The organism is Pseudonocardia lacus (assembly GCF_018531445.1).
GTDB lineage: Bacteria > Actinomycetota > Actinomycetes > Mycobacteriales > Pseudonocardiaceae > Pseudonocardia > Pseudonocardia lacus.
The window spans coordinates 1-12107 of record NZ_JAHDTH010000047.1 but is presented as its reverse complement, the minus strand read 5'-3'; the positions used below and the strand labels follow the sequence as shown (position 1 = coordinate 12107).

Genomic DNA, 12107 nt, shown 5'->3' with positions numbered 1-12107 from the left:
GCTTATGACCCCAACAAGATCGGCCCGGTTCTGCCGCCCCCGGCCGGGCCCTACGTTCGACGCGTGGACCCCAACCCCTCCTTCGCCGACCTGCACCGGCAGGGCTGCTTCCTGCTGCCGAACGCCTGGGACGCGGGCAGCGCCCGCGTGCTCGCCGCGGCCGGATTCCCCGCACTCGCCACGACGAGCGCCGGCATCGCCTTCTCGCACGGTCGCCCCGACCACGTCGCCCGCGACCGGTTGGCGCGTGGGCCGATGCTGGAGCGGGTCCGGGAGATCGTGGCGGCGGTGGACGTGCCGGTCAGCGCGGACCTGGAGGACGGCTACGGCTCCGCACCGGAGGACGTGGCCGAGACGATCTCGCTCGCCGTCGTCGCCGGGGCGGTCGGCGGCAACATCGAGGACTTCACCGGCGACGGGGAGCTGCTCGACCGCGGGCTGGCCGTCGACCGGATCCGCGCCGCCCGCGCCGCGGCGGACGCGGCCGGGACGCCGTTCGTGCTGGTCGGGAGGACCGACGGGCTGCTGACGGGCGCCGGGCTCGCCGAGTGCGTGCGGCGGGCCAACGCCTACCTGGCCGCGGGTGCCGACTGCGCGTTCGTGCCCGGGGCCGCCGACCGGGCGACCATCGCGGCGCTGGTCGGTGAGCTGGACGGGCCGCTGAACGTGGTCATGGGCCTCACCGGGGCGGACCTGTCGATGGCCGAGCTGGCCGAGCTGGGGGTACGGCGGGTGACGGTCGGCGGCAGCCTGGCCCGGGCCCTGTACGGGCGGTTGCGGGAGGCGGCGGTGGAGCTGCGCGAGCGGGGGACGTTCGGGTACGCGGCGGAGCAGATCGGGCACGCCGACCTGAACGCCCTGTTCGGCGGGTGACGCTCAGTCGACGGTGATGGTCTTGTCGTCGGTGAGCACGGCGCGCCCTTCGCCGTCGGAGGCGTCGTCCTCGCTCACGCGCACCACGTACTCGCCCCGGCCCAGCTGCACCGTGAACCGGTACGGGGAGAACTTCTGGCCCTCGGCGGTGGTCGTGTAGCCGGTCTGCACGACCTGATCGCCGCGCAGGACCTCCCACCGCACGGTGCCCTCGAACACCGCCGCCTCCCCCGCCACGGCCACCTCCTGGCCGACGGTCGCGCCGTCGGCGGGCTCGTCGATCTGGACCAGCGAGCGCAGCCGCAGGGTGTCGCCGCGGCGGACGGGGTCGGCGGTGGGCACGCCCCACAGGTCGTCGACGGGCTCGCCGTCGACCAGGATGCGCACCGGGTCGACCGACTGCAGGGCCGCCTGCACCGTGAACACCAGCTGCTGGACGACCATGGGCGCCAGCGACTGGTCGACGGGCTCCGGGCCCAAACCGGTGAGGTCGACGGTGATCAGCCCGTCGCCGGTGGTCACCGGGCCGCGCAGGGCGGCGGTGGGGGGCCAGTGCGAGCGGTAGTCGGGGTCGAGGCCGGAGTCGGCGCCGAGCATCTCCCCGACCGCGTCGGTGGCCGGATCGGCCGAGCTGACCTGGTGGAACTCGCGGTAGAGCCGGGGCCCGTCGCCGGTGTCGGCGATGTAGTAGACGGGCAGCGCGCGCTCGGCGGAGGGCTCCCCGGTGGGCAGCGCGGCCGCGGGCGTCGGGCCGGCGGCGATGGTGGGCACCGGCACCGCCGCGGCGTCCCCGTCGGTGCAGCCGGCCAGTGCCGCGCCGATCAGCGCGGCCGCCGCGACGGCGCCGGCAACGCGGTCGCCTCGTCCCACCCCCATCCGCACAGGTTGCCCGACCGGCCGCCGGCGCGTGGCACACGTCACCCGAGCGGGCGATGCCCGGCGCGGCGGATCGGCGGCAGCGTCGGCGTCCGCGTGACAGGCTGCCGGCCATGCCGTTGTTCTCGTTCGAGGGGATCGCCCCGACCGTCCACCCCGACGCCTTCGTGGCTCCGACGGCCACCCTGGTCGGCGACGTGCACGTGGAGGCCAACGCCTCGATCTGGTACAACGCCGTGCTCCGCGCCGACTTCGGGCCGATCGTGATCCGGGAGGGCGCGAACGTGCAGGACGGCTGCGTGCTGCACGGCGGCACCGACCCGGTGACCGAGGTCGGCGCGGGCGCGACGATCGGCCACCTCTGCGTGGTGCACGGCGCGGTCATCGGCACCGACGCGCTGATCGGCAACGGCGCCACCGTGCAGGACGGCGCCCGGATCGGGGCGCGCTGCCTGATCGGCGCGGGCGCCACGATCCCGCCGAACACCGTCGTGCCCGACGAACAGCTCGTGCTGGACACCGTGGCCAGGGTGAAGGGGCCGCTGAGCGCGTCGGCGAAGGGCTGGATCGACACCAACCCCGACATCTACCGCGAGCTGGCCCGCCGGCACCGCGCCTCGGTCGTCCCGGTCGTCCCCTCCTGAGCCCCGGCCCGTCGAGAACGAAGTTGTGGTGATCCACAGGGCTTGTTGATCACTACAACTTCGTTCTCGACGGGGGTGGGCCGGGCGCTGTGACGTCCGCCAACTCGATTGCATGGTGCAACCATTGGTCTTATAGTTGTCCTATGCGAACTAACGGCGCGGCGGACGGGTACGCCCCCGACCGCGCGGCCGACCAGCTCGCCGACGCCGTCCAGGCCCTCCTCCGCAGCTGGCGCGCTCTGACGCACCGCGCGGCCGAGGGCGGGGCCCCCTCCACCATGGCCGTCCTGGAACTCGTCCGGCTGCTCGGCGAGGACGAGCGCCGGCTCAGCGAGATCGCGGCCCTGCGCGGGGTCGACCAGTCGGTGGTCAGCCGGCAGATCAGCGAGCTGCAGACCAAGGGCCTGGTGTGCCGGCGGCCCGACCCGGCCGACCGGCGCGCCAGCCTCGTGCGGCTCACCCCCGCCGGGCAGGACCTGCTCGCCCAGCTGGCCGAGCTGCGCCGCGACTGGCTGCGCGGCGCGCTGGCCCGCCTGCCCGACACCGACGTCGAGGCCACCGCCCGCCTCATCACCGCGATCGCGGAGGAGATCTCCGAACGCGCCGCCGGACCCCCCGGAGCCCCCGCCGCTCCGGCCCGCTCCGGCCACCCCGCACTGACCAGTTCGAGAGGCACCACCGCATGACCAGCCCGTCCACCGCCCCGGCCCAGGACGCCCCGGGGCTCACCCACCGGCAGATCGTCACCACCCTCAGCGGCCTGCTGACCGGGATGTTCGTGGCGATCCTGTCGAACACGATCGTCTCCAACGCGCTCCCCGCGATCGTCAGCGACCTGCAGGGCTCGCAGACCGGCTACACCTGGATCGTCACCGCCACCCTGCTGGCCACCACCGCGTCCACCCCGATCTGGGGCAAGCTCGCCGACCTGTTCCCGAAGAAACCGCTGGTCCAGGCGGCCACCGTGATCTTCATCGCGGCCTCGATCGGGGCCGGGTTCTCCCACTCGATGGGCGAGATGATCGGCTGGCGGTTCCTGCAGGGCGTCGGCGCAGGCGGGCTGCAGGCCCTCGCCCAGGTCGTGATCGCGGCGATCATCCCGCCGCGCGAGCGCGGCCGGTACTCCGGCTACATGGGCTCGGTGCTGGCCGCGGCCACCGTCTCCGGCCCGCTCATCGGCGGCCTGCTGGTCGACACGCCCGGCCTCGGCTGGCAGGCGACGTTCTTCGTCGGCGTCCCGGTCGCGCTGGTCTCGCTGCTCGTCGTGCAGAAGACCCTGCGCCTGCCCACGGTGCGCCGCGAGGTCAAGCTCGACTACTGGGGCGCCGCGCTGATCGTCGGCGGCGTGTCCACCCTGCTGGTCTGGGTCTCGCTGGCCGGCGAGCAGTTCCCCTGGAGCTCCCCGACGTCCTGGGCGCTCGTCGCGCTGGGCGTGGCCGCGCTGACCGCCGCCGTCATCGTCGAGACGAAGGTGCCCGAGCCGGTCGTGCCGATGTGGCTCTTCCGCGAGCGCACGGTGGTGCTGTCCGTGCTGGCCAGCATGATCGCCGGTGTGGTGATGTTCGGCGGCTCGGTGTTCCTGGGCCAGTACTTCCAGATCGGGCGGGCCTACTCGCCGATGGCCGCCGGCCTGCTCACCCTGCCGCTGATCGGCGGGCTGGTCGTCTCCTCGACCGTCTCCGGCCAGCTGATCAGCCGGTTCGGGCGCTGGAAGCCCTACCTGCTGGTCGGCGCCGCGCTGATCACCACCGGGCTGACGCTGCTGGCCACGATCGACCACGCCACCCCGGTGTGGGAGGTGTCGATCTTCCTGGTGCTGCTGGGCACCGGCATGGGCATGACCATGCAGAACCTGGTGCTCGCCGTGCAGAACACGGTCGACGTGTCGAACGTCGGTGCGGCCAGCTCGCTCGTCGCGTTCCTCCGCTCGATGGGCGGCACGGTCGGTGTCACGCTGCTCGGCGTGGTGCTCGACGGCCGCGTCTCCGACCTGCTCGGCGGCAGCCCCGACGCGCTGGAGGCGCTGGCCACGGCGCAGCCGGCGCAGGCGACGCTGATCCGCGCGGCCTACGGCGACGGCATCTCGTTCGTGTTCCTGATCGCCGCCGCGGCCTCGTTGGTGACGCTGGTGTCGGTGATCCTCATCCGGGAGGTCCCGCTGCGGACCACGATCGCCAAGGTGCCCTCCGCCCCGCCCGCGTCCCCCGACCTGGCCCCCGCCCGCACCCGCTGAGAGGTCCACCACCCGGTTCAGGAAAGCCACGATGCTGCCCGCACAGGGCAGCATCGTGGCTTTCCTGAACTCCGGCCGGGGTCAGTCAGCCGGCTCAGTCGTCGCGGTCGGGCGAGGAGGCGCGGGCCCAGTAGCGGCGCGGGATGCGGCCGGCGTGACGGGCGGCGTGGCCCGCCTCGACGGCCAGGCGCATCGCCGTGGCCATGCGCTCCGGGTCGGCGGCCCGGGTGACGGCCGTGGCCAGCAGGACGGCGTCGCAGCCCAGCTCCATCGCCAGCGCGGCCTCCGACGCGGTGCCGATCCCGGCGTCGAGCACCACCGGGACGCCCGCCTCGGCCACGATCATCTCGATGTTGTGCGGGTTGCGGATGCCCAGCCCGGTGCCGATCGGCGAGCCCAGCGGCATCACCGCCGCGCAGCCGACCTGCTCCAGCCGGCGCGACAGGACCGGGTCGTCGTTGGTGTAGGGCAGCACGGTGAAGCCGTCGTCGACGAGTTGCTCGGCGGCGTCGAGCAGCTCGACCGGATCGGGCAGCAGGGTGCGCTCGTCGGCCACGACCTCCAGCTTGACCAGGTCGGTCTCCAGCGCCTCGCGGGCCAACCGGGCCGTCAGCACGGCCTCGGCCGCGGTGCGGCAGCCCGCCGTGTTGGGCAGCACCTCGATGTCGAGCCTGCGCAGCAGGTCGAGCACCCCGGTGCCGGTGGCCGCGTCGACCCGCCGCATCGCCACCGTCGTCAGCGCCGTGCCGGACGCCACCAGCGCGCGCTCGAGCACCTCCAGGTTGGCGGCGCCCCCGGTTCCCATGATCAGCCGTGAGGCGATCTTCCGACCGCCGACGACCAGCGTCCCGCTGCCCACGTTCACCCTCCCTGCACCGCGGTCACGACCTCCACCCGGGCCCCCTCGGCGAGCGGGGTCATCGGCCAGTCGGCCCGGCGCACCAGCTCCCCGTCGACGGCCACGGCGACGCCGCGCCCGGGCAGGCCGAGCACGTCGAGCACCGCGGCCACCCGCGCCCCGGCCGGCAGCTCGTGCCCGGCACCGTTGATCCACACCTGCATCCCTCGCTCCCTCCGGCGCTCAGCGCCCGTGTCCCGCCGCCGCGAACCGGGCGGGGTCGGCCACCGCCGCCGCCGGGTCGGGTTCGCCCCGCAACAGCCCGAGCACGGCGTCGGCGGTCAGCGGGGCGAGCAGGATGCCGTTGCGGTGGTGGCCGGTGGCGACCAGCAGTCCGGCCGGGCCGAGCGCGCCGAGCAGCGGCACGTTGTCGGGGCTGCCCGGGCGCAGCCCGGCCGCCGCCTCGACCAGCGCGTACTCGGCGATGCCGGGCAGCACCCGCTCGGCGTCGCGCAGCAGGTCGCGGACCCCGCCCACGGTGACCTCGGTGTCGAACCCGGTCTCGGCCTGGGTGGCCCCGATCACCAGCCCCCCGTCGTCGCGGGGGACGGCGTAGACGGGGCGGCCGTCGACCAGGGCGCGCACCGTGCGCGACGGCGGCGGGAACGCGCCCGCCCGCGCGGCCAGCCGCAGGATCTCGCCCTTCACCGGCCGGACGAGCCCGCGCAGCGCCGGGTGCAGGGCCGCCGAGTGGGCGCCCGCGCAGACCAGCACGCGCTCCGCGGGCAGGTCGCCGTCGACGGTGCGGACGCCGGTGACGCGCTCGCCGTCGTCGAGCACCTCCCGGACCTCGACGTGGCGCACCACCGCCCCGGCCCGCTCCACCGCGGCCCGCAGGGCGTCGAGCAGGACGCGGTTGTCGACGGCGAGGTCGCCGGGCACGCTCAGCCCGCCCCGCACCTCGGGCCCGATGGCCGGCTCCAGCCGCCGCAGCTCGCGCCCACCGAGCCGCTCGACCTCCCGACCGAGCCCGGCCAGGTAGCCGGCCAACGCGTCCAGCTCGGCGCGGTCGCCGGTGCCGGTGGCCGCGACGACCGTGCCCTCGGTGCGCAGCCCGGCCGGACGTCCCGCCGCCGAGGCGAGCCGCTCGGCGAAGCCCGGCCACCGGCGCACCGACTCGACGCCGAGCCCGAGCAGGCCCTCCTCCCCCGGCCACGCCTCGGTGACCGGGGCCAGCATCCCGCCGGCGACCCGGGAGGCGCCCGAGGCCGGCGCCGGGTCGAGCACCGTCACGTCGTAGCCGGCATCGGCGGCGCGCCACGCGCAGCTCAGCCCGATGACGCCCGCCCCGACGACGGTCAACCGCGACAAAGTCATCACTCCGCTCCCTGCGCCGGCATGACCCGGATCAGGTTCGACGGTCGGGATCCGCGATCCCCTCTCAGCCCGCTGCCCGGGCTCCCGTGCGTCACCTGCCGCCACCCTACGCCGCCGCGCGCCGCCCGCACCCGGATCGCGGCCCGGCCCACAGCCGGGCGGTCAGGGGAGCCGGGCGCGCAGGCTCGCGGCCGCGGCGGCCGGGTCCTCGGCCTCGGTGATCGCGCGGACGACCACGATCCGGGTCGCGCCCGCGGCCAGCACCTCGTCCAGGCGCCGCTCGTCGATGCCGCCGATGGCGAACCAGGGCCGCAGCGGCGACCGTCCGGCCACCTCGCGCACCAGGTCGAGCCCCGGCGCCGGGCGGCCCGGCTTGGTCGGCGTCGGCCAGCAGGGGCCGACGCAGAAGTAGTCGACGCCCGGCTCCTCGGCGGCCGTCGCGGTCTCGGTCGGGCTGTGCGACGACCGCCCGACGACGACCTCGTCCCCGACGACCCGGCGCGCCCACTCGACGGGCAGGTCGTCCTGGCCGAGGTGCAGGACGTCGGCGCCGGCGGCCAGGGCGACGTCGGCCCGGTCGTTCACGGCCAGCAGGGCGCCGTGCTCCGCGCAGGCCGCCGCCAGCACCTCCAGTGCGGCCAGCTCCTCGCGGGCCTCCAGCGGGCCCTCCGGGCCCTTGTCCCGCAGTTGCAGGACGTCGACGCCGCCGCTCAGCGCGGCGTCGGCGAACTCGGCCAGGTCGCCGCGGGAGCGGCGGGCGTCGGTGCAGAGGTAGAGGCGGGCGTCGGCCAGCAGGGAGCGCCGGGCGGCGCCGTCGAGGTCGGGCACGTCCGCCGACGCTACGGGCGCGTCGTCGGCGGTGCGACCGTGGTCTCCTCCACATCGGTGCCGAACCGGTCGCCCAGGCCGGAGCCGAAGTGGTTGCTGATGTTCGGACCGGCACCGCCGCCCGCGCCGGTGCGGGCGCCGCTGTCGGGGGTCGCCGGGGTCTCGCCGGGGGTGTCCCGCTCGGTCGGCCGGATGTCGACCGAACCGCCGGGGTCGTCCTCGGGGGCCTGCTCGTCGTCCTCCTGGGTCCGCGAGTCGCCCTCCGCGCCGCCGGGGGCGTCCGGGTCGGGGGTGGCGGTGGTCGGGCTCTCCGGGTCGGCGGTGGGCTCCGGGGTGGCGGTGGTGTCGGAGTCGGTGCCCGTCGAGCCGGGCTCCTCCTCCTCTTCGGGCGCGGCGGGGGGCCGCTCGACGACCCGCCCCACCGAGGTGCCCTGGTCGTTGCCGGTGATGGTGGAGCCCTTGGCCAGCTCGATGCCGGTGATGGTGGCCATCGCCAGCGCGAACACCAGCACCGTCGCCCCGACCCAGAGCAGCCAGCGGCGCCCGCGCGGGGCCGGCTCGTCGAGCACGGGCCGGTCGGCCCCGTCGGCGTCGACCGGGGGCAGCCGGACCGTCATCTCGGAGTCCGACCGGTGCGCCGGGTCGGCGGGGTTGCGGCGGACCCGGACCCTGGCCACGAGCGTCTCGCGGGTGCGGTCGAGCGAGCGCTGGTAGACGGTGGCGGCCACCGTGCTGGCCACGGACCCGAAGGCCGCGCCCACGATGGTGCCGTCGGCGCCGAAGAACGAGCCGAGCAGCGCCGAGGTCACCGCGGCGCCGGCGCCGGCGAGCACCTTCGTCGGCGACAGCTCGGACCTCGGGCGCTCGGGGGTCGTGTCGACGCGGACGGTCGCGCCGTCGCCGGCGCCGTGCCCGTTTCCGGGGCCGCGGCCGGCACCGTGCCCATTGCCGTGCCCATTGCCGTGCCCATTGCCGTGCCCGCTGCCGTTCGGGTACCCCGGAACCGGCGGGCGGGGTCGCGGGAACGGGCCACCCGGGTTGAACCCGGGCGGGCCGTCGGGATGGGGAACGGGCCGGGTGTCGGGGTGACCGGCGCGGGGGTCGGGACGCGGCTCCGGGTAGGGCCGGGGCCCGTCCGGGAGGGGGCGGGGCGCGGTGGGGTGGTGTGGCATGGCTCCGAATCACGGTCGTCGAGCGAAGCGGTCGTCGACCGTCACCCCCCGCTACCGGCGGGTGGCCGGTGAGGAGGTGGCGGTCCCACGGCTTACCCGTTCCAACCGACGAGATGACCGGAAAGCTCCAGTCGATCACTTTTCGTGAGAGCGTTCACGCCGTCGGGCGGGCCGTCTTTCCATGATCCTCCGGATGGCGCAGCCCTCCATGGCCTGGAGGCAGGGCCGAACGGAGTACCGGCCACGATAGCGCTACGCACAGGGCCACTAACGGCCAGGTCAGCGCGGTCCGCGCGATCCCGAGGGCGACGACCGCGTCGGCCCAGTACAGCGGCAGGAACACGGCCAGCCGCACCAGGTACTGGCCGACCCACACCCAGCTGGCCCGCTGGTAGCCGCGCAGCAGGTGCGGGTCGCGGCGCCAGCGGGTGCGCTGGCCGAGCGCGGTGCCCACGACGAGCCCGAGCAGCGGCCAGCGGACCACGATCGACACCGCCCAGGCCAGCGCGCTCGCCGCGTTGGAGGCGATCTGGACGAGGAAGAAGTCGACGGCGCGGCCCGTGTAGGCGGCGACCAGCGCCGCGACCGCCACGCCCAGCATCCCCAGCAGCACCGCGCGCGGCCGCCGGCCGGCGAGCACCCGGACCACCGCCACGACCGCGGCGGACAGCACGGCCGCACCGCCGCCCCACGCCACGGGGGACGGCCAGCCGAGCGCGTCGCCCAGGGTGAAGACCAGGACGAACGCCACGACCGGGACGGTCGCGTCCACGGCGCCGCCGCGCCCGCCCAGCACGTCGGCCAGCGACGGCTCCGGGCGCTGCTCCCCACCGGACATGAGGCAAGGGTGCCCTATCCCGACGCGCGGATCCCAGGGCCGCCCCGGTGATCTCCGTCGGAGCCGCGGGGTTCCACCCGTCGGTGTGCCGCGACGCTGGCGCACGGCCCGCCCGCTGAGCAATCCTGGTCGGTACGGCACCCGTCGACGCGGGGACGGGCAGGTGACGGAAGGGGGGCGTCGACATGGGCGAGTGGATCGCGCCGGCCGACAGCTTCATCGCACTGGGGGACAGCTTCACCGAGGGCCTGGACGACTGGCGACCCGACGGCACACCGCGCGGCTGGGCCGACCGCGTCGCCGAGCACCTCGGAGAGCGGCGGCCCGGGTTCCGCTACGCGAACCTGGCCGTGCGCGGCAAGCTGCTCGACGAGATCGTCGCCGAGCAGCTCCCGGTCGCGGAGCGGCTGCGCCCCGACCTGGTGGCGTTCTGCGCGGGCGGCAACGACATCATCCGGTTGTCCTGCGACACCGACGACCTCGCCGCCCGGTTCGACGCCGCGCTGCAGCGGCTGACCGCAACGGGCGCCCGGGTGTTCGTGTTCACCGGCTTCGACCTGGGCCGCATGCACCCGGTCATCCGCCGCCTGCGCGGCCGGGTCGCCTGCTACAACGAGCTCATGCGGGCCAGCGCCGACCGGCACGGGGCCACCGTCGTCGACCTGTGGGGCATGACCCCGCTGGCCGACCCGCGCACCTGGGGCCGCGACCGGCTGCACCTGACCGCCGAGGGGCACCGCCGGGTCGCCCTGCGCGTGCTGGAGACGCTGGGCGAGCCCGTCACCGACGACTGGCGCACCCCGCTGCCGGCGGCCGAGCCCGCCCCGTGGCGGCACCGCCAGGTCGAGGACCTGCGCTGGATGCGCGATTTCGTCATGCCGTTCGTGCGGCGCAGGCTGCAGGGCCACAAGGCGGGCGACGGCTTCGCGGCCAAGCATTCCGACCTGCTGCCGCTGAGCACCGGCGGGCACCCCGCCACCTGATTCCGGCTTGCGGGCGCGGCGCCGGACGCAGCAGCCTCGCCGCCATGGGCACTCCTCGCGGAAGGTCGTTCGTCGTCACCGGGGGCGGGCGCGGGATCGGCCGGGCGATCGTGGAGCGCCTGCTGGCCGACGGGCACGGCGTCGTCGCCGTCGAGCTCGACCCGGCGGCCGTCGAGTGGCTCGCCGGGCTCCCCGGCGCCGCGGCGGTCACCGGCAGCGCCGCCGACGAGGCGGTGGCGGAACGGGCCGCCGACCGGGCCGCCGCCATCGCCCCACTGGGCGGCTGGGTGAACAACGCGGCGCTCTTCCGCGACGCCGACCTGCACGTCGACGGCGCCGCCGCGGTGCTCGACCTCGTGACGGCCAACCTGGCCCCCGCGGTGGTGGGCACCGCGGTGGCGGTGCGCAGGCTGCTCGCCGGCGGGTCGGGCGGGTCGATCGTCAACGTGTCGTCGCACCAGGCGTCGCGGGCCGTGCCCGGCGCGCTGCCCTACTCGGTGGCCAAGGCCGCGGTCGAGGGGCTGACCCGGGCCACGGCCGTCGAGTACGGGCCGCACGGCATCCGGGCCAACGCAGTCGCGCTGGGCTCGATCGCCACCGCCCGCTACGACGACCTGCTCGGGCGGATCGGGCCGCAGGCCGCCGCCGACGTCGCGGACCAGATGCGCCGCCTGCACCCGGTGGGCCGGGTGGGCCGCCCCGAAGAGGTGGCGGCCGTCGTGGCGGTGCTGCTGTCCGAGGAGGCCTCGTTCGTCTCCGGGGCGACGGTCCCGGTCGACGGCGGCCGGGCGGCGCAGGGCCAGGACCCCGAGACGCGGTCCTTCTGAGCGAACCGTCACCCGATCGAGTAACACCACGCGCCGCCCTCCGATAACCGGGCGTCCGCTCCCCAGCGTCCGCCGCCGGAGTTCCCGCATGCCCTTCGTCCCGCTGTCCTCCGACGGCGTGCAGCGCGCCACCACCGAGGCCCTGCGCTCACCCCGGATCCAGGTCGCCCTGGAGCCCCACGAGGGCGGCATCACGGTGCTCGCGGTGGAGCCGGCGGGGCTGCGCCCGATCGGCCAGTTCGACCCGACCGCCGCCGGGCCGTACCGCGAGGTGCTGGCCCCGCTGGCGGAGGAGGGCGTCTACGGCATCTGCATCGCCGAGTCCTCGGTGACCGGCACCGTGCTGAACCTCGGGCCGGCCGAGACCTGCCTGCCCGAGGGCACCCTGCCGTGGCGCCCCGCCCCGGAGGTCGTCTCGCCGCCCGCTCCGCCGAGGAGCACCGGGCGGCTGCGCGAGGAGGACGACGACCTCGTCGGGGGCGAGGCGGACCGGCCGCGGGTCCGCGCGGCGTCCGCTCCGCCCGGCGCCGAGGCGGCGACCGTGCTCCTGGACCCGCGCTCCGCCCGTCGGCGCGGACGTCCCGCCCACCGGCGCCGGACCCGCCGCCGCCCCGCCCT

Annotated in this window: 14 protein-coding genes and 1 riboswitch; of the genes, 7 read left to right on the top strand and 7 right to left on the bottom strand. The window is 75.9% G+C overall.

Going from position 1 to position 12107, the window contains the following annotated elements:
- Positions 1-63: 63 nt before the first annotated feature.
- Positions 64-873 carry an isocitrate lyase/PEP mutase family protein gene (locus KIK08_RS12870; protein ID WP_214403326.1) on the top strand — a complete coding sequence of 270 codons (810 nt, stop codon included), beginning with the start codon at positions 64-66 and terminating at the stop codon, positions 871-873.
- Between the two features lie 3 nt (positions 874-876).
- Here the strand turns inward: KIK08_RS12870 and KIK08_RS12865 are convergent, their stop codons facing one another.
- Entirely contained in the window at positions 877-1749 is an 873-nt protein-coding gene (locus tag KIK08_RS12865; protein WP_214403325.1) for a Gmad2 immunoglobulin-like domain-containing protein, read from the bottom strand.
- Between the two features lie 113 nt (positions 1750-1862).
- Between KIK08_RS12865 and KIK08_RS12860 the strand changes: the two genes are divergently transcribed.
- The 3 genes from KIK08_RS12860 (at position 1863) to KIK08_RS12850 (ending at position 4626) form a co-directional block, all read left to right on the top strand.
- Complete coding sequence (locus tag KIK08_RS12860; protein ID WP_214403324.1) at positions 1863-2393, top strand: gamma carbonic anhydrase family protein; 531 nt, start codon at positions 1863-1865, stop codon at positions 2391-2393.
- A gap of 143 nt (positions 2394-2536) precedes the next feature.
- A complete protein-coding gene (locus KIK08_RS12855; protein WP_214403323.1) occupies positions 2537-3079 on the top strand; it encodes a MarR family winged helix-turn-helix transcriptional regulator in 543 nt (180 codons plus the stop codon).
- Complete coding sequence (locus tag KIK08_RS12850) at positions 3076-4626, top strand: MFS transporter (RefSeq protein ID WP_214403322.1); 1551 nt, start codon at positions 3076-3078, stop codon at positions 4624-4626. The genes KIK08_RS12855 and KIK08_RS12850 overlap by 4 nt, the downstream gene beginning before the upstream one ends.
- A gap of 94 nt (positions 4627-4720) precedes the next feature.
- Here the strand turns inward: KIK08_RS12850 and KIK08_RS12845 are convergent, their stop codons facing one another.
- The 6 genes from KIK08_RS12845 to KIK08_RS12820 all read right to left on the bottom strand — a co-directional run bounded on the left by KIK08_RS12845 (position 4721) and on the right by KIK08_RS12820 (position 9679).
- Positions 4721-5485, bottom strand: coding sequence for a thiazole synthase (locus tag KIK08_RS12845; protein WP_308257610.1), 765 nt, complete (start codon positions 5483-5485; stop codon positions 4721-4723).
- Positions 5486-5487: 2 nt separating this feature from the next.
- Positions 5488-5688 (bottom strand): sulfur carrier protein ThiS, encoded by a 201-nt coding sequence (gene thiS / locus KIK08_RS12840; protein ID WP_214403320.1) that lies wholly within the window; start codon positions 5686-5688, stop codon positions 5488-5490.
- 19 nt (positions 5689-5707) lie between these two features.
- Positions 5708-6841: a glycine oxidase ThiO gene (gene thiO, locus KIK08_RS12835; RefSeq protein ID WP_214403319.1), complete on the bottom strand. Its 1134-nt coding sequence runs from the start codon at positions 6839-6841 to the stop codon at positions 5708-5710.
- Positions 6833-6939, bottom strand: a riboswitch (TPP riboswitch). Its footprint overlaps the gene before it by 9 nt.
- 64 nt (positions 6940-7003) lie before the next feature.
- Positions 7004-7669, bottom strand: coding sequence for a thiamine phosphate synthase (gene thiE, locus KIK08_RS12830; protein ID WP_214403318.1), 666 nt, complete (start codon positions 7667-7669; stop codon positions 7004-7006).
- 11 nt (positions 7670-7680) lie between these two features.
- Positions 7681-8502: a hypothetical protein gene (locus KIK08_RS12825; RefSeq protein WP_214403317.1), complete on the bottom strand. Its 822-nt coding sequence runs from the start codon at positions 8500-8502 to the stop codon at positions 7681-7683.
- A 493-nt stretch (positions 8503-8995) separates the two neighbouring features.
- Positions 8996-9679: a DUF3159 domain-containing protein gene (locus KIK08_RS12820; protein ID WP_214403316.1), complete on the bottom strand. Its 684-nt coding sequence runs from the start codon at positions 9677-9679 to the stop codon at positions 8996-8998.
- Positions 9680-9864: 185 nt separating this feature from the next.
- Here KIK08_RS12820 and KIK08_RS12815 point away from each other — a divergent pair, with 185 nt between their 5' ends.
- The 3 genes from KIK08_RS12815 to KIK08_RS12805 all read left to right on the top strand — a co-directional run.
- Entirely contained in the window at positions 9865-10662 is a 798-nt protein-coding gene (locus KIK08_RS12815) for an SGNH/GDSL hydrolase family protein (protein ID WP_214403315.1), read from the top strand.
- Positions 10663-10706: 44 nt separating this feature from the next.
- The gene (locus KIK08_RS12810) at positions 10707-11489 is read left to right on the top strand and encodes an SDR family NAD(P)-dependent oxidoreductase (protein ID WP_214403314.1); all 783 of its coding nucleotides are present in this window, start codon (positions 10707-10709) and stop codon (positions 11487-11489) included.
- An 88-nt stretch (positions 11490-11577) separates the two neighbouring features.
- A partial coding sequence (locus tag KIK08_RS12805) for a hypothetical protein (RefSeq protein WP_214403313.1) occupies positions 11578-12107 on the top strand: 530 nt, incomplete at its 3' end.